The following is a 21,927-nucleotide window of genomic DNA, read 5'->3' as shown; positions in this document are numbered from 1 at the left end:
TCCTCTATTTGCGCGGGCCGACAAGACCGAAGGCGGCACCCTGCGGGTCGATGCCGTTCATCGCATATTCGCCGCCCGGAATTTCCATCGGCCCGTTGGTGATCGTGCCGCCGTTCGCGGTCACCGCCGCCTGCGCGCGGTCGATGTCGTCGACGCCGATGTAATAGGTCCACATCGATGCGGGCATGCCGGGCATCAGCGGCATCACCGCGCCGATCCCGACATCGCCGCGCTGGATGAAGCGATAGGCGCCCATCTCGCCCATATCCATCGCGCCGTCCTGACCCCAGCCGAAGTGGCGGGTATAGAAGCCGATCGCGGCTTCGGGATCGCTGGTGGCGAGCTCGTTCCAGCGGACATGCTGTGCCTCGGTCACCGAAAAGACGTCGCTCTCCATGCCCTCCATGCCCTCGGGGGGCTTGGGGGCCATGACATAGAAGGGCGCGCCCTGCGGGTCGGTGACCATGGCGATGCGGCCGACCGGAAGGTCCGTCGCCGGCATCTGTACGCTGCCGCCGTCGGCCTTGATCGCGTCGAGCGCGGCGTCGACGTCGGCGACATGCAGATAGCCGATCCACAAGGGCCGAGCGCCGCCCGCGATCATATCGGCACCCAGCGCAAGCACGCCGCCCGCGTTGCCGCCGTCGCTGCGCCCGATCATGCGGTAATCCATATCGCCGGCGGCGGGGTCGCGCTCCGAGGCGATCGTCCAGCCGACGACCGCGCCATAAAAGCGCGCCGCGCCCGCCGGGTCGGGGGTCATCAGTTCGTACCAGATGAAGTTCGATGCGTCGGTCATGGGTTCTCTCCTTGGGGGTTGGGGCCGGGCATCAGGCCTCGACGATCGGCGCGAAGCCGCCATAGATCATGCGCTTGCCGTCGAAGGTCTGGTCGTTCGGGTCGTGCTTCATCCGGTCGTCGGCCATGATCCTGTCCCACGCCGCGACGCGGGCCTCGCGGCTCGGCCATTCGATCCAGCTGAAGACGACGGTTTCGCCGTCCTGCCGGTGCGCGGCGCGGCTGTAATCGGTAACCTTGCCGTCGGGGACGTCGTCGCCCCATGCCTCGACCACGCGCGTCGCGCCATAGTCGCGAAACACCTCGGAGGCTTTTTCGGCCATCGCGCGATAGGCCTCCTTGTTGCCGTCGGGGACAGGGACGACGAAGCCGTCGACATAGCCGGTGGCGCCCCCGATCGCTTCCTTGGCGCCGCGGTCGTCGACGATCGATTCAAAGCCGCCGATGATCATGCGCTTGCCGTCGAACGGCATCTCGCCGCCCATCGCCGCCATGCGCGGATCGCTCATCATCTTTGTCGTCGCGGCGTCGCGCGTCGCCCTGTCGGGATATTCGAACCAGCTGAAGACGACGGTCTCGTCGGGCTTGGCCTGCACCGCGCTCTTGAAGTCGTTGACCTTGCCGTCTGGGACATCGTCGCCCCAGCATTCGACCATCCGGCTGACGCCGAATTCGCGGAACAGCGGCGCGGCGTCGGCGGCGTGCTTCCGATACGCTTCCCTGTTGGCGGTCGGCACCGCGAGCACAAATCCTTCGACATAGGTCATCTTGTCTCTCCTGGGGCAAGGTGGGGGGATCAGGCGGCGGGTGGGCCCGCTTCGTCGTTGAAGGCGTCGAGCTGCGCGGCGAGCGCGCGCTGGAAGGCGGGGCGCGCGAGGCAGCGGTCGAGATAGGCCGCGACGCGCGGCTGTTCGGCAACCAGCCCGGCCTCGACCCCCTCGCGCAGCACGGTCGCCATCGCGATGTCGGCGACGGTGAATTCGCCGACGAGATAGGGCTTGTCGCCGATCGCGTCGTTCAGACGACCGAGGCGGCCCTGGATGAATTCGATCAGGCTCGGGCGGCGGAGCCGCGCCCATTCCTCGTCCTTCGCGAAAATGTCGACATTGCCGAGTTCGAACAGCATCGGCTCGACGCTGTTATAGGCGGCGAACAGCCAGGCGAGCGTGCTGGCGCGCGCCTGCGGGTCGCGCGGCATCAACCGCGCGTCCTTTTCGGCGAGGTGGAGCAGGATCGCGCCGCTTTCGAACAGGCGGATGCCGCCGTCGCTCAGCACCGGCACCTGCCCCCACGGCTGGAACAGGAAATGGTCGGCGGGGCGGTTGACCGCGCTGATCAGATGTTCGGCATAGTCGAGGCCGATCTCTTCGCACGCCCAGCGCGGGCGTAGGTCGCGGACGAAGCCGCGCGCGAAGTCGGGCACCCAGTCGAAGGCGGTGACTTCGAGCTTGCTGTCGGGGTTGACGGGCATGGTCAGCTCCTTTTCCCTTTGATGTAGGCGACGATCGACATCGCATGGCCGTGGCCGAGGTCGAAATCGCGCTTGAGCCAGTCGATGATCGCGGTCGCCTTGACCCCGGGGGCGAGGCCTTTCGCGTCGGCGAGGCCTTTTCCGATCGCGAGGGTTTTCAGATCGTCGGCCGACTTTCCGGTCTTCGCCGCGATATTGTCGAGATAGGCCTGGAAACTCATGCGGCGGCTCCCGTCAGGCGGCGACTTCGGGAACCGGCGCGTCGCCGTTCGCCACCGCGGGCTCCATCCAGAAGGGGCCCCAGACGTGACCGTCGGGGTCGAGAATGTCGCGGCCGTACATGAAGCCATGGTCCTGCACCGGATTGACATCGGCGGTGCCGCCGGCGGCGGCCGCCGCCTCGGCCATCGCATCGACCGCTTCGCGGCTGCCGAGCGCCAGCGCGAGCGACACCTCGCTCGACCCCGCCGGGGCGATCGGGCGGTCGGTGAAGCTCTTCCACTTGTCGTGGGTCAGGATCATCACGAAGATCGTGTCCGACCAGACCATTGCGGCGGCGGTGTCGTCGGTAAAGCGCGGCTCGTTGGTGAAGCCGAGCGCCTCGTAAAAGGCCTTCGACCTATCGAGGTCGGCGACGGGCAGGTTCACGAAGATCATTCTGGGGGAATCGGACATCGGCTCTCTCCTCAATCTCGCCCGAACAGCATCCGGACGTAACGCTTCAGATGGGTGACGGTCCCGCGCGCAATCGCCGGGTCGTTCGTGGTCTTCGCCAAGACGAAGGCGCCCTGCAGCACCGACTGGACATGCTGGGCAAGGCCGATCGCGGTGATGTCGTCGGGCACGCCATAGAGATCCATCGCAGCCTGGATGTCGGGGGCGAGCGCCTCGCAATAGGCGTTGATGCTCGCCTCGCACGCGGCGCGGATGCGGTCGCTCGTCGCATAGGCCTCCTGCACCATCGTGCCGACGAAGCAGGTATAATCCTCGGTCGGGCCGTCGAGCATCGCGAGCCGGAAATCGATATGGCCGAGCAGGCGGTCGAGCGGATCGCCCAAGCGGTTGTGCGGCGCGAGTTCGAACATCGGCCGCGCGCGTTCGGTCCAACCCTCGGCCGCGGCGACACCCAGTGCTTCCTTCGATTCGAAATGGTGGAAGAAGGCGCCCTTGGTGACGCCCGCGACGGCGCAAATCTCGTCGACGCTGGTCGCGGCATAGCCCTGCTTGCGGACCGTCGCGTGCGCGGCGGCGATCAGCGCGGCGCGCGCGCTGCCCCGCGGGGCGCGGGTCTTGCTGGCGGTGGGGGTCCGGGTCGTGGTCATGCGACTCGACATACCGACCAGTTGGTATGTTGTCAAACGGCGATCGGGGAATTGCGCCAAGGCGGCGATAAATTGACTCGACCTTCCCGCGGCTTGGCCTAAGAAGGCGCGGGAACAAAGGGGGATCATGGTCGCAATCGTCTCAACCGTCGCCTACCTCGGCATCGATGCGCGCGGGGTCGAGGTGCAGTGCCAGATCACGCCGGGAATGCCGCGCTTCGTCGTCGTCGGCCTGCCCGACAAGGCGGTCGGCGAGAGCCGCGAGCGTGTGCGCGCGGCGATCGCCGCGATCGGCCTGTCGCTGCCGCCGAAGGTGATCACGGTGAACCTGTCGCCTGCCGACCTGCCCAAGGAAGGCTCGCATTACGACCTGCCGATCGCGCTCGCGCTCTTGGGCGCAATGGGGGTGATCGATGCCGAGACGCTGGCGGGTTATGTCGTCGTCGGCGAGCTCGGGCTCGACGGACGGGTGGCGGCGTCGCCGGGCGTGCTGCTCGCCGCCATTCACGCAGGCAGCGTCGAGCGCGGGCTGATCTGCCCCGCCGCGCAGGGGCCCGAGGCGGCGTGGGCCGGAAGCGTCGAGGTGCTGGGGGCGCCCGACCTCCTGTCGCTGCTCGCGCATTTCAAGGGGCAGGCGATCCTGTCGCCGCCGGTGCCCGGCGAGGTCGAGGCGCCGGCGCGCGCCGCGGACCTGGCCCAGGTCAAGGGGCAGGAGACGGCGAAGCGCGCGCTCGAGATCGCGGCGGCGGGCGCGCATAATCTGCTGTTCAGCGGTCCGCCCGGATCGGGCAAGTCGCTGATGGCCGCGTGCATGCCGGGCATATTGCCCGAGCTGACCCCCGCCGAAGCGCTCGAAGTGTCGATGATCGCGTCGGTCGCGGGCAGTCTCGAGGGCGGGCGGCTGGTGCGCGCGCGGCCGTTTCGCGCGCCGCACCATTCGGCGTCGATGCCGGCGCTCGTCGGCGGGGGGCTTCGCGTGCGGCCGGGCGAGGTCAGCCTCGCGCATCTCGGCGTGCTGTTCCTCGACGAACTGCCCGAATTCCAGCGCGGCGTCCTCGACAGTCTGCGCCAGCCGCTCGAAACGGGCGAGGTCAGCGTGGCGCGCGCCAACGCGCATGTGACCTTTCCGGCGCGCGTGCAGCTGGTGGCGGCGATGAACCCGTGCCGCTGCGGCCACCTCGGCGACCCCGCGCTCGCGTGCAGCCGCGCGCCGCGCTGCGCTGCCGACTATCAGGCGAAGCTGTCGGGGCCGCTGCTCGACCGCATCGACCTGCATGTCGAGGTCGAGGCGGTGCGCGCCGCCGACCTGGTCCTGCCGCCGCCCGCCGAGGGGAGCGCCGAGGTCGCGGCGCGCGTCGCGGCGGCGCGCGATATCCAGACCGCGCGCTATGCCGACCACAAGGCGCGGACCAATGCCGAGATCGACGGCGACCTGCTCGAAGCCGTCGCGACGCCCGACGAGCCCGGCCGCCAATTGCTCGCGCAGGCGGCGGAAGCGATGCGCTTGTCTGCGCGGGGCTATACGCGCATCCTGCGCGTCGCGCGGACGATCGCCGACCTGGCGGGCGCCGACGCCATCGGCCGCATCCATATCGCCGAAGCGCTGAGCTATCGGCGACAGGCACCACGAAACTGACGAACTTGGAAGCGAAGGTGACGAATGATGATCGGACCAAAACCTGACTCCAGCCCGGCTGTCCAAACGGAATCGTGCCAGCAATTCCTGCTCGGCCTGTTCGATTTGCACGATCATGGCGAACTCGCGGGATTCTCGCCCGAGCTATTGGCGCGACTTGACGAGGTGCGGCTGCTGTTCGTCGATGAATTTGAACGACGCTTCCCCGGCTATGGAACGGGACGCGCCGTTTGGCGCTGATGGCGATGGACGACGATATCGAATTCGAGGCCGAGGTGATCGAGTGGCGCGGGCCCGCGCCTCATCTGTTCGCGGTCGTGCCCGACGCGCATGTCGCCGACATCCGCTATGCCGCGCTCACCGAAAGCTATGGCTGGGGCGTCGTGCCGGTGGTCGCGCGGGTCGGGTCGACCGAATTCACCACTGCGCTGTTCCCGCGCGACGGCGGCTATCTGGTGCCGGTCAAGGTCGCGGTGCAGCGCGCCGAAGCGATCGGTCGCGGCGACCGGATCGCGGTCCGGCTGCGCATCGGGCGGCCACGCGGCTGACGCCGGTAAAGATTTTCGAAGATTTTCATGCAATAGGAGGCACATGACTGCGGGGGGCAATCTGTGGACGATGCTGCGCGGCCGCCTTTTGCCGGGGCTGGCGATGCTTGTCTGCGCCCTGCTGGCGGTGCCGTCGCACGCCGAAACGCTCAAAGTGGGTGCCCCGCTATGCCACGCGCAAAGCCCGCTTGGCCTGCCCGATGCCGGTCTTGGCTCGCTGGCCTTTTCCTGCGCCGGGTCGCCTGCCGGCTACCATAAGGCGAGCCTCTGGCTGCGCGCCGCGCCGGAGCGCGGGCGGCGCTGGCGCAGCGACGTCGCGCTGATGATCCACCAGTCGCGCTTCGACCGGCTGGCGGTCGCCTTCACCTATGCCGACGGGCAGACCCGTTGGCAGCAGGTACGGCAGGGCGACTATGGCTCGCGCTGGCGGGCGGGCGGGCAGATCGTGTTCGAGGCGCCCGAGCGGACGGTGCCGCTGACCGCGGTGACGATGCGCTTCGACCGGCTGGCGAGCGTCGATCTGCTCCGCGCGCGCCTGATCCCGAAAGGCGACGCGGTGGTCCAGTCGACCGGGATGGCGATCGCGATCGGCGCGGCGCTGACCCTGCTGCTCGTCAGCGGGATCTACAGCCTGTCGCTCGCGGTCGCGGTGCGGCGCTCCTATCTTGCGTGGCAGGCCGGCTGGTCGGCGACGATGCTGTTGTGGGGTGCGGTCTGGTCGCAGGCGCATCTCGGCCTGCTGCCGTGGCTCGCCGGCACCGCGTCGGCCAAGATCGGAACCTTTCTCGCCTGCCTCGCGATCGCCGTCGCCACCGCCAGCGCCGTGCTCGCCATCGACGCGCGGCTCGTGGCGCGGCGCCTGCGTCTGGCGGCGCTCGCGCTCGGCGGGTTCGTCGGCGTCGTCGGCGTGCCGCTGGCGCTGATCCGCAGCGAAAATCTGGCGCGATGGGGCGATCTGCTGGGGCTGGTCATCCTGGCCGATCTCGCCGCGGTCGCCGCCTGCCTTGGCCTCGCCTGGCGGCGCGGTTCGGTCGAGGCGCGCGATTTTCTGGCCGCCTGGTGCCTGCCGATGGCGGTGCTCGCCTTCATCCACATCGTCGACGTCGACGACAGCCTGTGGGGCGGCGGGTCGAAGGTCATGGTCCTGCTCGCCGCGACCTGGCAGGCGCTGTGGCTGTCGGCGTCGGCGACGCGGCGGCTGGCGCAGCTGCGGATCGAGCGCGACCGCGCGCGCGCGGCGGAGGCCTTTGCGCAGCAGCTTGCGCGCCGCGATCCGCTGACGGGCCTGCTCAACCGCCGCGGCTTCGTCGAGAGCGTGACCCCGCTGCTCGCCCGCGCGCACGCCGACGATCTGGTGGCCGCGCTGCTGGTTGTCGACATCGACCGGTTCAAGTCGATCAACGACGTCCATGGCCACGATGCGGGCGACGCCGTGCTGTGCGAGGTCGCGCGCCGAATCGAACGCTGGGAAGGACCGATGTGCTCGGTCGCGCGCCTCGGCGGCGAGGAGTTCGGCCTGCTGACCGTGGGCATGGAAGGGATGGTGCTGGCGCGCTTCGCCGAGAGCGTGCGCCGCGGCATCGCCGCCTGCGATCATAGCGTCCTGATCGGCGAGGGGAGTGTCACCGCGAGCGTCGGCGTCGCCGAAGTGCGCCCCGCGGGCGATTTCCAACAGCTCTACCGGCTCGCCGACGAGGCGCTGTACGACGCCAAGCGCGGCGGGCGCGACTGCGTCGTCATCCAGCGCTGTTTCAACGACCCGCCCGGCGACGCCCCGGGCCGCGAGGCTGCGTTTTCGAGCTGAGGCGCGGATCGTGCCGAGCGCGCCGAAACGCTGCGTCGGGGCCGTCTTGTCGATCCGGGGTGGCGCGACGGGTTTCGGGCATGGCTCCCCTTGGCGTCGGTCAGGATCGGATGACCGGACGCGACCGGTTGCGGCGGTTAATCTCCCCTCCCGCTTGCGGGAGGGGTCGGGGGTGGGCCAGCGCCGTTGCGATCAGCCCACCCCGCTGCGGCTAGCCAGCAAGCTGGCAAGCCTCGCTGCCCCTCCCGCAAGCAGGAGGGGGAATCAGCTCTCTCCTCCAACGGCAGCTCCCCACCCCATTTCGGACGTTCGGGAGGTTACGCGACGACGCGCCGGTTTGTACGGCAACGGCCATATCCATCTCCCGCAACCAAAATTCGGACCGCTTTCGCGATGCGGTGGCGGGCTCCTTCGCGGCGGGGCCGGTGCACCTATTGCGGGGTGGTGCGCCGGAAGCGGGGCTTGGCCGTCCCGTTGCGTCCCGATCCCGCCATCCGGCCCGAATAGTCGTGGCGCAAAAAATATCGCCCGGCCTGCATCCGATTGGCGCCGCGACGCCGTCCAGTCGATGATCGGCGCGATGCCGGTCCTGGCGGCGGCTCCGCGCGGGCTCGGCTTGCGTTCCCCGGCGCAGCCGTCCCGCCTTGCCGGGAGCCGCCGCCTGTGGTTTCACACGCCCCCGGGCGTGAAGGAGAGAGAATATGAGCTATTTGCTTGCCGCCGCTGCCGCCACGGCCGCCGCGGTGCCCGCCGCGCCGGCGCCCGCCGCAAGCGTTACCGTGCCGGTCGCGCCGGGCGAGGTGATCAGCGCCGCCGACGTCGCCGCCTATATCGATCCGCGCGATATCGCGTCGTTCATGCCGCCGCCGCCGCCGACCACCGAGCTGGTTGCGGTAAGCGACAGCTTCTTCAACCTGCTCGAGAATATCACGATGGTGGCGCTGTTCGTGATCGGCTTTTTCCTGCTCGCGCGGCTGCTCCACGCGTGGATGCTGCACCGCTCGATCCGCCGCGCGCTCGAGGCGAAGTCCGACGCGGCGCTGCCGATGATCGACAAGCTCAACAAACCCTACGAGCAGCTTGGCATCGGGTTCGGCAAGTCGGGCGACGCGCCCGGCGACGACCGCAACGGGCTGGTGCTGCTGGCGATCGGGCTCGCGATGGCGGGCTTCGGACTGATCCAGGGGCATGAGCAGCTGATCCGCCTGTCGGCGGGCGCCGCGCTGTTTCCCGCCTTCGTCGGCGCCGCGCTGCTCTATCGCCGCCGCCTCGCACGCGCAGCGGCCGCCGAGGAGCGCGGCGCTGCGTGACGATGAAGGCGCCGCGGATGCCGATTGGGCCCTCAACCAGCGCGTTGCCGGGGGAGATCGCGCCGCTTTCCAGCTCCTCGTGCTGCGGCACGAGGGGCGGTTGCGCGCCTTCCTGTCGCGCGTCGCGGGGAGCGATGCCGACGACCTGGCGCAGGAGGCGTTCGTGCGCGCCTGGACCCGCGCGCGCGACTATCGGGGGCAGGGCAGCTATGCCGCGTGGGTCATGGGGATCGGCTGGCGGCTGTTCCTCGACCAGCGGCGCACGGCGCGGCGGCGCGAGGGGCTGGCGGCCGGCGAAGATGTCCCGACGTCGAGCGACCCGCGGCCGGCAAGCGACGCCGCGCTCGACGCCGAACGCCTGCTCGCCGGCCTGTCGCCGCAGGAGCGCGCCGCGCTCACCCTGTGCTTCGGCCACGGCTGCTCGCACGGCGAGGCGGCGGAAATCATGGGGGTGCCGCTCGGTACGCTCAAATCGCTGGTCTTGCGCGGGCGCGCAAAGGCGCAGAAGATGATCGGCGAAGGAGGCCCATCATGACGCAGTCCGACGAGGCTATCGACGCGATGCTGGGCGCAGCGTTGGCGCCGCCCGCGCGGCCGGGTGACCGCGCGTTTCTGGTCCGCGTCGAGCGCCGGATCGATGCCGAGGCGGCGCTGGCGCGCGCCGAGCGCCGCTTCTGGAAGAGCTTTGCTTTCGAAGCTCTGGCGATCGGCGCGTTGCTCGCGGCGCTGTGGCTGCTGTCGTCGTCGGACCTGCTCGCGCCGCTCGCGGGGCCCGCGCACTGGGGCCTTGCCCCTCCACTGCTGCTCGTCCTCGCACTGTGGTTCGCGGGGACGCAGCGGCTGCGGCGGCTTTAAGGACGAACGGGAGCGGCGCCTGGCAAGCTAGGGCCGGTCCGCCACCGGCTTATCCTCGCCCTCGATGCCCTGATATTTGAGCTGGAGATCCTGATATTTGAGCTGGAGATAGCGTTCGCGCGTCGCGAGCTTGTCGAGTTCGCCCGCGGCGAGACTGCGCGCGGCGTCGCCGATTTCGCGTTCGAGCATCGTGAGCCCGCCGACGAGCGTTTCGTCGGGGGTGCGCCCGGCATGGGCTTCCTTGCGGAGGCCCGCGGGAATGCGCTGATAGCCCGCGACGAGTTCGGGCAGGTCTTCGCCGACGAGCTTGCGGATGTTCGCCGCCGCCGGGCTCGACGCGTCGAGCGTCTGGAGCTGCGGCGCGAGCAGGTCGAGCTGGACGCCGATGCCGTCGACGAGCTGGCGCGCCGGCGCGGGGAGGGCGGGGCGCTGGGCCTCGAGCCAGATCTCGGTGCGGCCGGCGAGTTGCTTGAGGTCGGTCTTCGGCAGATCCTGCTGGCGCGGCTCGGGGAAGGGCGGCCATTTGCCGAACAGCACCGCGACGCCGATCAGCAGCACGAACAGCGCGAGCAGGCCAGTGAAGCCCAAAGGCTGGACCAGCGCGCCGAACAGCGCCGCGCCGATCAGGACGATGCCGCCCGCGACGAGGACGCGGCCGAGCTTTCTGTAGAGATGCTGGCGGCGCAGCGCCACGCTCTTGGTGCCGATCGGTCGGCGCCGCTCGCGCGACCGTTCGATCGCGGAGGCCGCCGAAAGCCGGACCTGATCGACTTCGCTCATCGACATGATTTGCCTCAGCCTTCGAGCGCGGCGAGCGGGCTGCCCTCGCCGCCGACGCTCGCCTGCGCCTGCGATGCACCCTCGGCGCGCGCGATATAGCCTTTCGACTTGGCGACCTCGCCTTCGAGCGTGGTCACGGTCGTCTTCATCGTGTCGAGCGCCTTGACCTTGAAGGTGTCGATCGCGTCCATCGTGTCGTAGATATTCTGGAAGGCGCGCTGCAGCGTTTCCATCGGGATGGTGCTCGATGCCGCCTGCTCGTGGATGCGCGCGGTGTTGTCCTTCAGCATCTTCGACGTGCCGTCGATGATGTTCGCGGTCGTAGTGTTGAGCGCGGTGATCTGTTCGAGGACGAGCTTCTGGTTCGTCATCGCCTGCGCGACGGTGATCGCGGTCTTGAGCGCGCCGACGGTGGTGGTGGAGGCGCGGTCGACGCCCTTCACCAGCTCGACATTGTTCTTCTTGACCAGATCGAGCGCGAGATAGCCCTGCACCGTCACCGCCATCTGCGTCAGCAGATCCTGCGTGCGCTGGCGGGCGTAGAAAAGGGCGTTTTCGCGGATAATCTTCGCCTTGGCGGGATCGCTGCCGTCGAGCTCGGTCGCCTTCGCCTCCAGCCGCTCGTCGAGCGTCCTCGAGATGTGGATCATCTGCTCGAGCTTGCCCATCGATTCCCACATCTTGCGGCGCTCGACGTCGATTGCGGCATTGTCCATCAAGAGCTCGTCCTTGCCGTTCGACAAGGCGGTCAGGATGCCGCCGATATGCGTCTGCGCGCTGCGGTATTGCGCGAAATAATTGTTGATCTTGCTGCCGAAAATCTTGTCGAGGAAGCCGCGTTTGCTGAGCAGCTTGCCGTTCGCCGAGGGATCGAGCCGTTCGACCGTGGTGCGGAGCTCGATGAGGCTCTGGCCGATGTCGGTGTCGCGGTCCATCGCGCGGATCGGGCGGTCGAGGAAGCGGTTGCTGTGGCTCGCCGCCTCCAGCATCTCCTTGCGGCCCATATTGGTGATCTGGTCGACGCGCTTGCCGAATTCGGGCGAATTCTCGTCCTGCGCGACAAGGTCGTCGATGAAGCTGTCGACGCGCTCCTCGAGCTTCGATTTCTGTTCGCCCGACAGCGGGACCAGGCCCGCAGCCTTTTCGGGCGCCACGGCGGGGACGGGTTCGGGCGGCGTCAGCGTCAGTGTTTCGGGTGCGGTGGCCGTCACGGTCTCTTCGCTCATTCCTGTTCCTTCCAACCCCTATGCCGCCAGACTATATGGCACGCAGTCCTGTATTATTCAAGCACTACACCTCTTGGCGCCGCGCGAGTATGGGCGCGATCCACGCCGAGAGGATCAGCTGCGCCATATGATAGACGAGGATCGGGACCAGCACCATGCCGGCGGTCGCGGGCGGGAACAGCGTCGCGGCGAGCGGCGCGCCGACCGCGATGCTCTTTTGCGCGCCCGAGAATAGCAGGGTGATGCGGTCGGCGCGGGCGAGATTCAGCAGGCCGCCGAGCGCCCACGCGCCGCCAAAGGACAGCGCGAGCAGCACGGCGACGGCCGCAAAGACGATCCCGATCTCGCGCCCGTCGAGCAGGCCCCATATGCCCGCGACGACCGCCGCCGAGAAGGCGACATAGACCGCGATGGCGATCGCGGTGCGGTCCATGACAGTCGCGAGGCCGCGGTTCGCCAGCACCCACGGGCGCAGCCAGCGCTGGACGAGCTGCCCGGCAACGAAGGGAAGCAGCAGGATCGCGACGATGCGCAGCACCGCTTGCCCGTGAATCTCGCCCTCTGCTCCCGCGAGCGCGGCGAAAAGCAGCGGCGAGGCGGCGACGCCGGTGAGGTTGAGCAGCGCGGCGGCGACGACGCTGGCGGCGACATTGCCGCCGGCGAGGCTGCTCGCGGCAGTCGCCGACTGGACGGTCGAGGGCAGGATGCCGAGGAAGAGGAAGCCCAGCGCGAGGGTGGCGGGCAGGACGGGCGCGGTCGCCGCCTGCGCGGCGAGGCCGAGCAGCGCCATGACGCCGAAGCAGAAGGCGAGCGCGCTGCCCTGCAGCTTCCAGTTGCGGATGCCGTGGAGTACTTCGTCGCGCGGCAGGCGGACGCCATTCAGGAAAAACAGGAAGACGATCGCGGCGGTCGACAGCCCCTGCGCCACAGGCACCGCGGCGCCGCGCACCGGCAGCAGGCTGGCGAGCAGGATTGTCGCGAGCAGCACGGGGACGAAGCGGTCGGGGAAGAGGCGCGAAAGCATCGGGGCCAGCGATGGCGCGATGCGGCGGGGTTGGCAAGGCTTCTGGCGCGCGCGCCTCGCGCGCGGCTTTGCCGATTGCCTGACCTTGTCCTCCGCACTAGACCGTTGATCGGGTGCCCGAATGGAGGAATGCAGAGTGAGCGACGGCAGCGAAGCGACCGAAATCTACATCGGCCTAGGCGGCGGCGGAGCGCCCGACGGGCCGCGCCAGTCGCTGGTGCTGAAGCGGGCGAACCGCCACGGGCTGATCGCGGGCGCGACCGGAACCGGCAAGACGGTGACCCTGCAGGGCCTGGCCGAGGGCTTTTCGGCGGTCGGCGTGCCGGTGTTCGTCGCCGACGTGAAGGGCGACCTTGCCGGCATGGCGATGGCGGGCAGCCCGACATCGAAGATGCACGAGATTTTCGCCGCGCGCGCCGCCGAGATCGGCGACAGCGATTGGGCCTATCACGACAATCCGGTGATCTTCTGGGATCTGTTCGGCGAGCAGGGGCATCCCATTCGCACGACGATTTCGGAAATGGGACCGTTGCTGCTTGCGCGGCTGATGGGGCTCAACGAGGTGCAGGAAGGCGTGCTCGCGATCGCCTTCCGCGTGGCCGACGAGCAGAATCTGCTGCTGCTCGATCTGGGCGATCTGCAGGCGATGCTCGCCTGGTGCGCCGAGAATGCCGACGAGCTGACGACCAAATATGGCAATGTGTCGAAGGCCACGGTCGGCACGATCCAGCGCCAGCTGCTGACGCTGGAGAGCCAGGGCGGCGACCATTTCTTCGGCGAGCCCGCGCTCGACATCCAGGACATGATCCGCACCGACGAGAACGGTCGCGGCTACCTGAATATCCTCGCCGCCGACAAGCTGATGGCGAGCCCGAAGCTCTATGCGACCTTCCTGCTCTGGCTGCTGTCCGAAATGTTCGAGACGCTTCCCGAGGTCGGCGACCCCGACAAGCCAAAGCTCGTCTTCTTCTTCGACGAGGCGCATCTGCTGTTCGACGACGCGCCGCCCGCGCTGACCGAGAAGATCGAGCAGGTCGTCCGCCTGATCCGTTCGAAGGGCGTCGGGGTCTATTTCGTTACGCAGAACCCGATCGACGTGCCCGAGGATGTTGCGGCGCAGCTTGGCAACCGCGTCCAGCACGCGCTGCGCGCCTTCACCCCGCGCGACCAGAAAGCGGTGAAGGCCGCCGCCGACACCTTCCGCCCCAATCCGAAAGTCGATGTCGCGCGCGAGATCACCGAGCTGAAGGTCGGCGAGGCGCTCGTCTCGCTGCTGATGGCCGACGGGGCGCCCTCGCCGGTCGAGCGCACGCTGATCAAGCCGCCCTGCTCGCGCGCCGGCCCGCTCGACGCCAGGGAGCGCGCGATCATCCAGTCGATCTCCCCGGTCGCGGGCAAATATGACACGGCGGTCGACCGCGAAAGCGCCGAGGAATTGCTTGCCGCCAAGGCCGAGCAGGCGCAGGCGGCGGCGGTCGAGGCGAAAGCGCAGGCCGAGGCCGAAAAGCAGGCCGCGATCGCCGCGAAGGAAGAGGCGAAGCGCAAGGCCGCCGAGGAGCGGGTGCGGCTGCAACAGGAAAAGGCGGCGGCGCGCGAGGCTGCCAAGCCGTCGATGGCCGACAAGATGATCCAGTCGGCGGCGCGGTCGGCGGCGACGAGCCTCGGCCGACAGGTCGCGGGCAAGTTCGGCGGCCAGCTGATGCGCGGGATTTTGGGTAGCCTTTTCAAATGAGCCACCGATGATACCGGCGGACGCGGCGGCGATGGAGGCGAGCCTGATCGCCGCCGCTGGCGCGGATATCCGCCTGCCGCTGTTCGAGCGCTTCTTCGCGGCCTTTCCCGAACGGCGGGCGAGCTTCATCTCGGTCGATGCCGCGTCGCGGCGAATGACCGACGAGACGCTCGACATGATGCTGGGCCTTGCGAAGGGCGAGGGCTGGGTCTGGCCGCTGGTGACCGAACTGGTGTTCACCCACCGCAGCTATGGCGCGTTGCCGATCGCCGAATATGACGCCTTCATCGATATGACGGTCGATGAACTGGGCAAGGCCGCCGGCACGGAATGGACGGTTGAGGCCAAGTCGGCATGGCAGCGCCACGCCGATGCGCTTAAAGCGATGATCCGCAAGGCGCGCAAGGAGTGGAAGAGCGCGATGCCCGCCGGAGCGCCGCAGCTCGCCGAATGACATCCTTGTCATCCCCGCGCAGGCGGTGACCCCGCTTTCCTATCGTCTTCTTGCCTTCTCTTCGCGCCTTTGCGCGAGTCCTGAATAGTCTCACGCAAAGGCGCAAAGGCACGAAGAGGGAAATAGCGGGTTTTCTGCCTGCGCGGGAAGGACGAGCATAGATGGCTGGCTACTTCGACTTCAGCCAGGCGGCGATTTCGCCCTTGATGCGCGGGCGGCTGGCGCTGCGTTCCTTGAGGCTGGCGATCGTCTTGTCATAGGGTTTGCGGGCGTCGGCGGGTAGCGGCGCCGCAATCGCTTCGAGCTTCGCGATCATCGTCGGGTCGTTCGACCAGGCGGCCAGCCCGGCGACGAAGCGCGCGCGCGACGCCGCGTCGATCAGCCCGTCGACCGCGGTGCGGTTCGCCTGCGCGAAATCGACCGCCAGCTCGGGGTGGGTGCGCGCGACCGTGCTGATGATTGCGGCGCTGACCGTCTTGCCCGGCTCGTCGGTGAGCGCGAGCGCCAGCGCGCGCTTCGCGAGCGCCGGATCCTTGGCGCTGCCGAGCCTGGTGTAGAAGGCGCTGCGTTCGACCGCCGATTTCGACGCCTTTGCCATCGCGCGCAGCTTGTCCCATTCGGTCGCGCTGGCGTTGGCGGCGACGATGCCGATCCAGCGCGACTTCAGCGGCCCGTCGAGCGCGGCGGGATCGCGGTCGAGCCATGCGAAGCGGCGCCGCGCCTCCGCCAGCACCGCCGGGTCGCCCATCGCGCCGAGCGAATCGAGCAGGTCGGAGCGCAGGATCGCGTCGAGCGCGGGCTCGCCGGGACGCGGGTCGAAGCCGAGGCGCGCCATCGCGGGCGACAGCGCGGCGCTGGCGCGCGCGGCGATCTGTCCCCGCAGCGCGGGCTGGTCGTCGAAATAGTCGTAGAGGATTTCGTAGCGGCCGGCGGCTTCGCCGAGCACCTTCTGGTTGGCGTCCTTCGGCGTCGCCGCGAGCAGGCCGAGCGCGGCGCCCATCGGCTGATAACCGGCATTGGCGAGCGCGAAATTGTCGCCGAGCAGCCCGAGCTGGTCGATCGGGGCGAGCGATGCGAACCGGCCGCGCAAGGCGGCGAGCGCGGCGGGCGAATAAAGGGTGCGATAATAGCCCGCCTGCCCGGCGTTGATCAGCACCGGACCGCAGCCGGGAAGGGTCAGCGTGCCGGCGCCGCCCGACACCACCTGCCGCGCGATCGCGCCCTCGCCCGCCTGCGCGAGCACGGGCACCTGCCAGCGGCGGCCCTGCGCCTCGATACTGTCCTTGCGGTCGCGCGAAAATTCGCCCTGCGTCAGCGCGACGGTGGTGTTGCCGCCCGCGCAGCTTACCGCGCCGACGCGGAGCAGCGGGATGCCCGGCTGGCCGGTGAAGTCGTGCGCGATCGCCGTCAGACCCTTCGCGCCTGCGGCTTCGACCGCGTTCCACAGGTCGTCGGTGCGCGTGTTCGCATATTTATGTTTCGCCATGTAGGCGCGGAGGCCATCGCGCCAGACGTCCTCGCCCGCATAGGATTCGAGCATCGTGATGACGGCTTCGCCCTTTTGATAGGTGATCGCGTCGAAAGCCTGGTTGGTATCCTCGACGGTGCGGATCGTCTGGACGATCGGGTGCGTGGTCGCGAAGGCGTCGAGCCCCATCGCGCGCTCGCGGCCGCCGACACGGTCGAGCAGCGGCTGCCAGTCGGGATGGAAATGATCGGTCGACTTGGTTTCCATCCAGCTCGCGAAGCCCTCGTTGAGCCAGAGGTCGTCCCACCACGCCATCGTCACGAGGTCGCCGAACCATTGGTGCGCGACCTCGTGCGATTGCGTGGTGTAGATTTCCTGCCGCGTCGCGTCGCTGGTGATCTTCGGATCGTCGAGCAGGATGCGTTCGAAGGTGAAGATCGCGCCCCAATTTTCCATCGCGCCGAAGAATTGCGACTGGCCGGGCCCCGCGACATTGTCGAGCTTGGGCAGCGGATAGGGTTGGCCGAAATAGTCGCTGTAGTAAGTGAGCAGCGGGCCGAGGCTGTCGAGCGCGAAGCGCGCCTGCTCCCCCGATCCCTTTGGCGAGACGATGCCGACCTCGGCGCCGCTTTCGCTCTTCGCCGCGAGCCGTTCGAACTGGCCCGTTGCGAAAAAGAGCAGGTAGGACGACATTTTGGGCGAGGTCCGGAACACGACCTTTTTCCGCCCGCCCTGGGCCGGGGTTTCGCTCGCCACCGGCATGTTGCTGACCGCGAGGTCGCCCTCGGGCACGGTCACCGCGAGGTCGAAGGTCGCCTTGTAGCTCGGCTCGTCGAAACTGGGGACGAAGCGGCGCGCGTCCGGCGCCTCGAACTGGGTGAAGAGCCCGCGCACCTCCTTGCCCGTCGTCTTGTCGGGATAGTCGAGCGCGAAGAGCCCGTTTGCCTGCGTGTTGATGACGCCGGTATAGGCGGTGGTCAGGCGATAGCGGCCGGGCGCGAGCGGCGCGGGGGCGGTGAAGGTCGCGGTCTGCGCCGCGGCATCGGTCGCGACGGTCAGCGGAACCGCCTTGCCGTCGGCGCCGGTGAGCGTCGCGCCGGCGAATTTGAGGTCGAGCGCGTTGAGCGTCAGCGTCGCCGACGCTTCATAGAGCTCGATGTCGATCGCGGCCTCGCCGGCGAAGGTCAGCGCCTGCGCATCGGGGGTCACGCTGATCGCATAGTGCAGCGGGCGCGCGATTCGGGGCAGCTGGCTGGGGACGCCGGCGTCGAGCGGGGCGCCGGTGAAGGCGGGCGCGGCGGCGACCGGCGCGGCGGGGGCGATCCCCGGCTGCGCGGCGCAGGCGGCAAGGCTGAGCGACGAGGCGGCGGCGACGAGAAGATGGCGAGTCGGATATTTTTTCATGATGCGATCCCCGATATGGTTTGGGCGCGCCTAAGCCCACGCCCCGATTTGCGCAAAGACAAGTTTCGGCGGATTCGCGACAAGGCTCGACAGACGACAGGAGTTGGGGCAGCTTCGGTTGCATGACAAAACCTATATTGCCTGGAGAGGTATCCGCCGCGGTCGTCAACCCCGTTGCCTATGGCGATTGGGAACCGCTTCACGAGCAGCTCGCCTGGGCGCGCGCCAACGCGCCGCTCGCGGTGGCCGAAAACCCCGATCACGATCCCTTCTGGCTGGTCACGCGGCACGCCGACATCATGGCGATCAGCCGCGATCCGCAGCGCTTTGCGAACGGCATCCGCCCGACCGTGCTCACCAACCGCGACGGCGAAGCCCTGGCGCGCGCCGCGACGCCGAACAATGACGGCCACCTCATTCGCTCGCTGGTGCAGATGGACGCGCCCGACCATATGAAATACCGTCTGCTGACGCAGAGCTGGTTCATGCCGAAGAATCTGAAGATCGTCGAAGATCGCATCCGCCTCATCGCGCGCGAGACGGTCGACCGGATGCTGGAGGCGGGCGGCGAGACCGATTTCGCGCGCGACGTCGCGGCGCATTATCCGCTGCGCGTCATCATGGACATCCTCGGCGTTCCGCCCGAGGACGAGCCGCGGATGCTGATGCTGACGCAGCAATTGTTCGGCTCGACCGATCCGGAACTCAACCGCAACAAGGTCGAGATCACCAGCGCCGAGCAGGCGATCGCGATGCTCCACTATGTCATCGCCGACTTCGAGACCTATTTCCGCGAACTCACCGCCGACCGCCGGACGAATCCGCGCGAGGATATCGCGACGGTGATCGCCAACGCGATGGTCGGCGGCGAGCAGATCCCCGACCGCGAGCTTGCGGGCTATTATATGATCATCGCGACCGCCGGGCACGACACGACCAGCGCCTCGACCGCGGGGGCGATCATGGAGCTGGCGAAAAACCCGGCGCTGTTCGAGCGCTTTCGCGATGCCGGGACCGACAAGGCGGGGCTGATCGAGGAGGCGATCCGCTGGACGACCCCGGTGCAGCATTTCATGCGCAGCGCGCGCGAGGACGTCGAGATCGGCGGGCAGACGATCCGCGAAGGCGACTGGCTGATGCTGAACTATGTCTCGGGCAATCGCGACGAGGCGGTTTTCGCCGATCCCTTCGCCTTCGACCCCGATCGCGACAAGAACCAGCAGATCGCCTTCGGCTTCGGCGCGCATGTGTGTCTGGGCCAGCATCTCGCGCGGATGGAAATGCGGATCATGATGGAAGAGCTGTTGCCGCGGCTGAAAAGGCTGGAACTGGCGGGCGAGCCGGCGCGGGTCGAATCGGTGTTCGTCGGCGGGCTGAAGCGGCTGCCGATCCGGTTCGAGGCGGCGTAGACAGAGCGTCGGCGGGTAGTTCAGCGCGGTTGGCGGTTAATCGGGTGGTTGCGCGCGGCCGAAGGTGGTGACGGTCGGCCAGTCGCCGCCGGTCTCGATCCGTGCGTCGATGCCATAGACCGCGCGCAGCAGGTCGGGCGTCAGCACGTCGCGTGGCGTGCCGTCGGCCACGATCGTGCCCCGGTCGATGACAAGCAGCCGGTCGCAGTAGCGCGCCGCCATGGTGAGATCGTGGAGCACTGCGATCACCAGCTTGCCCGTGTCGGCCTCGGCGCGGAGCAATTCCATCACATCGATCTGGTGGCCGGGGTCGAGGCTGGCGAGCGGCTCGTCGGCGATCAGCGCGGGCGCCTCGACCGCGAGCGCGCGCGCGAACAGTGTCCGCGCGCGCTCGCCACCCGAAAGCTCGGTTGCGATACGGTCCCTGAGATCGAGCACATCGGCGCGCGCCATCGCGCGTTCGATCGCGGCGGCGTCGCCATCGGCGATCCGCGACATCGGCGCGAGGTGCGGCAGGCGGCCGAGGCCGACGAGCCGCTCGACGGTGAGCGGCCAGTGCAGGGTCTGGCCCTGCGGCAGATAGGCGATGCGGCGCGCGAGCCCGGCGCGCGGCAGCGCCGCCACATCGTCGCCGTCGATCCGCACGGCGCCAGTCGCGGGGACAAGCGCGAGCATCGCGCGCGCCAGCGTCGACTTGCCCGCGCCATTGGGGCCGACGACGCCGGTCAGCGTGCCCGCGGCGAACGCGGCGCTGATGTCGCGGACGACGCGGCGGCGGCCGAGCGCGACGCCGACCCGGTCGAGGGTGAGCGTCACCATATCCGCTTCTCCCGCATCAGGTGGACAAGGAATATCGGGACGCCGAGGAAGGCGGTGACGACGCCGAGTTTCAGTTCGTTCGTCGTCGGGACGATCCGCACCCCGATGTCGGCGAGAACCAGCAGCGCCGCGCCGCCGATTGCCGAGGGCAGCAGGGTCGCCGAGGGGCTGCGGTCGGTGAGCGGTCGGATCAGGTGCGGGACGATCAGCCCGACGAAGCCGATCGCGCCCGCCACCGCGACGGCGCCGCCGACCCCGATCGCGGTGCCGACAAGCAGGCGGAGGCGAAGGCGGCGGATATCGACGCCGAGCGCCTGCGCGGCATCCTCGCCCAGCGTCAGCGCGTCGAGCGCGCGGCTGTTCCAGAGCAGCATCGCCGCGCCGATCGCGACGCACGGCAGCGCGATCCGGACATGCTCGAACGACCGGTTTTCGAGGCTGCCGAGCAGCCAGGTCATGATCTCCATCGCCGCGAAGGGGTTGGGCGACAGGTTGAGCGCAAGGCTGGTTCCGGCGACGGCGAGCGTGCCGACCGCGAGCCCGGCGAGGATCAGCGTCAATGGACTTTCCGAACGTCCGGCGAGCGCGAAGAGTAGGGCGAGCGAGAGCAGCGCACCGCCGATCGCGAGCAGCGGCAGCACGGCGGGGTGGATTTGCGCGAAACCGAAATAGAGCGCGGCGACCCCGCCGAGCGCGGCGGCGTTCGAGGTGCCGAGCACCGAGGGCTCGGCAAGCGGGTTGCGCAGATAGCCCTGCAGCGCGGCGCCCGCGAGGCCGAGGATTGCGCCGACGGCCAAGGCCAGCGCCGTGCGCGGCAGGCGCAGCTCGAAGAGGATCGTGGTCGCGATCGGATCGCCATGGCCCGATGCGGCGGCAAGCAACCGGCCGACCGACAGGTCGACGGGGCCGAACAGCAGCGAGGCGATCGCGGCGGCGAGCGTCAGCGCGGCGAGCAGCGCGAGGAGCAGCGAGCGGCTCATCGGGCGCCCCGGTCGATCGCGGCGATCTGCGCGACGATCGCGCGCGCGGCGCTCGCATAGCCGGGACTGCCGCACACGGTCCAAGCCTCCGGAATGCTGATGCGCGGAATGTGCTTCAGCGCGGGATGGTGGAGCATTTCGCTGCCCTGGTCGGTGACGGTGTCGGTCGCGCTTTCGACGATCAGGAAATCGGGCTGCGCGGCGACCATCTCCTCGAGGCTGAGCTGCGACAGCGGCGGCTTGCCGAGCTTTCGGGCGAGGTTGACGAGACCGGTGCGGCCTATCAGCTCGTCGACCAATGTCCCCGTCCCGGTCATATAGCCGCGCCGCTGGTAATAGGCCGCGACGCGGCCGCGCCCGGGCTTCGGCAGGTCCGCGAGCTCGGCCTGCATCCGCGCGACGAGCGCTTCGCCGCGGCCGACGTGGCCGACCGCCTTGGCGGTCTGCCGGATCGAGGCGTAGATCTGGTCCAGCGTGGTCGCGTTGTCGACATCGAGCAGAGGGTAGGTCCGGCGCGGGAGCGCGGCGAGCGCGGCGCTGCGGCTCGCGGGCATCCCGACGACAAGGTCGGGATCGATCGCGAGGATCTGCTCGGCCGAATTGCCGAGCAGCGGCAGGCCGCGCGCCGTGATGGCGGCACCCGACATTTCGGGATCGATCGCGTTGCGCGTCAACCCCGCGATCTGGCGCCGGTCGGCGAGCGCGAGGACGAGCTGGTCGGTGCAGAGGTTGATCGAGACGATGCGGTCGGGTGCGGCCGGCGCCTCGGGCGCGCTCGCAGGCGCTGCCGCCCAGAGCGCGCCCGCGCCGGTCGCCGCCAACAGCGCGCCGAGGGCGAGGCGGGTACGCCTCAAACCTCGATCCCCGCTTGCGTGCGAACGGTCGGT

Annotated in this window: 23 protein-coding genes; 10 read left to right on the top strand and 13 right to left on the bottom strand. The window is 69.0% G+C overall.

The window, feature by feature from the left end; all coding sequences use genetic code 11:
* Positions 1 to 4: 4 nt before the first annotated feature.
* From J1N50_RS13840 to J1N50_RS13815, 6 genes are read right to left on the bottom strand one after another with little or no spacing between them, the layout of a single operon-like run.
* Positions 5 to 799, bottom strand: a complete 795-nt coding sequence (locus J1N50_RS13840; protein ID WP_215354472.1) for a VOC family protein — start codon at positions 797 to 799, stop codon at positions 5 to 7.
* Between the two features lie 31 nt (positions 800 to 830).
* Positions 831 to 1,565 (bottom strand): DUF1428 domain-containing protein, encoded by a 735-nt coding sequence (locus J1N50_RS18110; RefSeq protein WP_215354470.1) that lies wholly within the window; start codon positions 1,563 to 1,565, stop codon positions 831 to 833.
* Positions 1,566 to 1,594: 29 nt separating this feature from the next.
* Complete coding sequence (locus J1N50_RS13830) at positions 1,595 to 2,269, bottom strand: glutathione S-transferase family protein (protein ID WP_215354466.1); 675 nt, start codon at positions 2,267 to 2,269, stop codon at positions 1,595 to 1,597.
* Positions 2,270 to 2,271: 2 nt separating this feature from the next.
* Positions 2,272 to 2,490, bottom strand: coding sequence for a DUF4287 domain-containing protein (locus J1N50_RS13825; protein WP_215354463.1), 219 nt, complete (start codon positions 2,488 to 2,490; stop codon positions 2,272 to 2,274).
* A 13-nt stretch (positions 2,491 to 2,503) separates the two neighbouring features.
* On the bottom strand, positions 2,504 to 2,944 hold the full coding sequence (locus tag J1N50_RS13820; protein WP_215354459.1) for a VOC family protein: 441 nt from the start codon (positions 2,942 to 2,944) through the stop codon (positions 2,504 to 2,506).
* Between the two features lie 11 nt (positions 2,945 to 2,955).
* Positions 2,956 to 3,591 carry a TetR/AcrR family transcriptional regulator gene (locus J1N50_RS13815; RefSeq protein WP_215354457.1) on the bottom strand — a complete coding sequence of 212 codons (636 nt, stop codon included), beginning with the start codon at positions 3,589 to 3,591 and terminating at the stop codon, positions 2,956 to 2,958.
* Positions 3,592 to 3,718: 127 nt separating this feature from the next.
* On the opposite strand from J1N50_RS13815, the gene J1N50_RS13810 reads away from it, so the two are divergent.
* From J1N50_RS13810 to J1N50_RS13780, 7 genes are all read left to right on the top strand, one after another.
* On the top strand, positions 3,719 to 5,227 hold the full coding sequence (locus J1N50_RS13810; protein WP_215354454.1) for a YifB family Mg chelatase-like AAA ATPase: 1,509 nt from the start codon (positions 3,719 to 3,721) through the stop codon (positions 5,225 to 5,227).
* Between the two features lie 27 nt (positions 5,228 to 5,254).
* A complete protein-coding gene (locus J1N50_RS13805; RefSeq protein ID WP_246553510.1) occupies positions 5,255 to 5,467 on the top strand; it encodes a hypothetical protein in 213 nt (70 codons plus the stop codon).
* Between the two features lie 5 nt (positions 5,468 to 5,472).
* On the top strand, positions 5,473 to 5,775 hold the full coding sequence (locus J1N50_RS13800; protein ID WP_215354448.1) for a DUF1905 domain-containing protein: 303 nt from the start codon (positions 5,473 to 5,475) through the stop codon (positions 5,773 to 5,775).
* A gap of 43 nt (positions 5,776 to 5,818) precedes the next feature.
* Positions 5,819 to 7,579, top strand: a complete 1,761-nt coding sequence (locus tag J1N50_RS13795) for a GGDEF domain-containing protein (RefSeq protein WP_246553508.1) — start codon at positions 5,819 to 5,821, stop codon at positions 7,577 to 7,579.
* A gap of 701 nt (positions 7,580 to 8,280) precedes the next feature.
* Complete coding sequence (locus tag J1N50_RS13790; protein ID WP_215354445.1) at positions 8,281 to 8,889, top strand: hypothetical protein; 609 nt, start codon at positions 8,281 to 8,283, stop codon at positions 8,887 to 8,889.
* Positions 8,837 to 9,424, top strand: a complete 588-nt coding sequence (locus J1N50_RS13785; protein ID WP_343227888.1) for an RNA polymerase sigma factor — start codon at positions 8,837 to 8,839, stop codon at positions 9,422 to 9,424. The genes J1N50_RS13790 and J1N50_RS13785 overlap by 53 nt, the downstream gene beginning before the upstream one ends.
* Positions 9,421 to 9,744: a hypothetical protein gene (locus tag J1N50_RS13780; protein WP_215354439.1), complete on the top strand. Its 324-nt coding sequence runs from the start codon at positions 9,421 to 9,423 to the stop codon at positions 9,742 to 9,744. Before J1N50_RS13785 ends, J1N50_RS13780 begins: the two co-directional genes overlap by 4 nt.
* 27 nt (positions 9,745 to 9,771) lie before the next feature.
* On the opposite strand, the gene J1N50_RS13775 is transcribed toward J1N50_RS13780, so the two are convergent.
* From J1N50_RS13775 to J1N50_RS13765, 3 genes are all read right to left on the bottom strand, one after another.
* Positions 9,772 to 10,524 carry a hypothetical protein gene (locus J1N50_RS13775; RefSeq protein ID WP_246553507.1) on the bottom strand — a complete coding sequence of 251 codons (753 nt, stop codon included), beginning with the start codon at positions 10,522 to 10,524 and terminating at the stop codon, positions 9,772 to 9,774.
* A gap of 14 nt (positions 10,525 to 10,538) precedes the next feature.
* Complete coding sequence (locus tag J1N50_RS13770; RefSeq protein WP_215354434.1) at positions 10,539 to 11,750, bottom strand: toxic anion resistance protein; 1,212 nt, start codon at positions 11,748 to 11,750, stop codon at positions 10,539 to 10,541.
* Between the two features lie 64 nt (positions 11,751 to 11,814).
* On the bottom strand, positions 11,815 to 12,774 hold the full coding sequence (locus J1N50_RS13765) for a bile acid:sodium symporter family protein (protein ID WP_215354431.1): 960 nt from the start codon (positions 12,772 to 12,774) through the stop codon (positions 11,815 to 11,817).
* 136 nt (positions 12,775 to 12,910) lie between these two features.
* On the opposite strand from J1N50_RS13765, the gene J1N50_RS13760 reads away from it, so the two are divergent.
* Both J1N50_RS13760 and J1N50_RS13755 read left to right on the top strand, forming a co-directional pair.
* Positions 12,911 to 14,506, top strand: a complete 1,596-nt coding sequence (locus J1N50_RS13760; protein ID WP_343827056.1) for a helicase HerA-like domain-containing protein — start codon at positions 12,911 to 12,913, stop codon at positions 14,504 to 14,506.
* A 7-nt stretch (positions 14,507 to 14,513) separates the two neighbouring features.
* The gene (locus J1N50_RS13755; protein ID WP_215354429.1) at positions 14,514 to 14,960 is read left to right on the top strand and encodes a globin family protein; all 447 of its coding nucleotides are present in this window, start codon (positions 14,514 to 14,516) and stop codon (positions 14,958 to 14,960) included.
* 169 nt (positions 14,961 to 15,129) lie between these two features.
* Here the strand turns inward: J1N50_RS13755 and J1N50_RS13750 are convergent, their stop codons facing one another.
* A complete protein-coding gene (locus J1N50_RS13750) occupies positions 15,130 to 17,832 on the bottom strand; it encodes a M1 family metallopeptidase (protein ID WP_215354426.1) in 2,703 nt (900 codons plus the stop codon).
* A gap of 122 nt (positions 17,833 to 17,954) precedes the next feature.
* Between J1N50_RS13750 and J1N50_RS13745 the strand changes: the two genes are divergently transcribed.
* Positions 17,955 to 19,241, top strand: a complete 1,287-nt coding sequence (locus tag J1N50_RS13745; RefSeq protein ID WP_215354423.1) for a cytochrome P450 — start codon at positions 17,955 to 17,957, stop codon at positions 19,239 to 19,241.
* Positions 19,242 to 19,277: 36 nt separating this feature from the next.
* Here J1N50_RS13745 and J1N50_RS13740 read toward each other — a convergent pair whose 3' ends face one another.
* Genes J1N50_RS13740 through J1N50_RS13730 form a run of 3 tightly spaced genes read right to left on the bottom strand, consistent with a single transcriptional unit; the run spans position 19,278 to position 21,894 of the window.
* Entirely contained in the window at positions 19,278 to 20,060 is a 783-nt protein-coding gene (locus tag J1N50_RS13740) for an ABC transporter ATP-binding protein (RefSeq protein WP_215354421.1), read from the bottom strand.
* Positions 20,054 to 21,040, bottom strand: coding sequence for a FecCD family ABC transporter permease (locus J1N50_RS13735; RefSeq protein WP_215354419.1), 987 nt, complete (start codon positions 21,038 to 21,040; stop codon positions 20,054 to 20,056). Before J1N50_RS13735 ends, J1N50_RS13740 begins: the two co-directional genes overlap by 7 nt.
* The gene (locus tag J1N50_RS13730; protein ID WP_215354417.1) at positions 21,037 to 21,894 is read right to left on the bottom strand and encodes an ABC transporter substrate-binding protein; all 858 of its coding nucleotides are present in this window, start codon (positions 21,892 to 21,894) and stop codon (positions 21,037 to 21,039) included. The genes J1N50_RS13735 and J1N50_RS13730 overlap by 4 nt, the downstream gene beginning before the upstream one ends.
* Positions 21,895 to 21,927: the final 33 nt, after the last annotated feature.

Source organism: Sphingopyxis soli (genome assembly GCF_018682675.1).
Lineage (GTDB): Bacteria > Pseudomonadota > Alphaproteobacteria > Sphingomonadales > Sphingomonadaceae > Sphingopyxis > Sphingopyxis soli.
The sequence above is the reverse complement of the archived record's forward strand: the minus strand, read 5'-3'. Positions and strand labels throughout refer to the sequence as shown.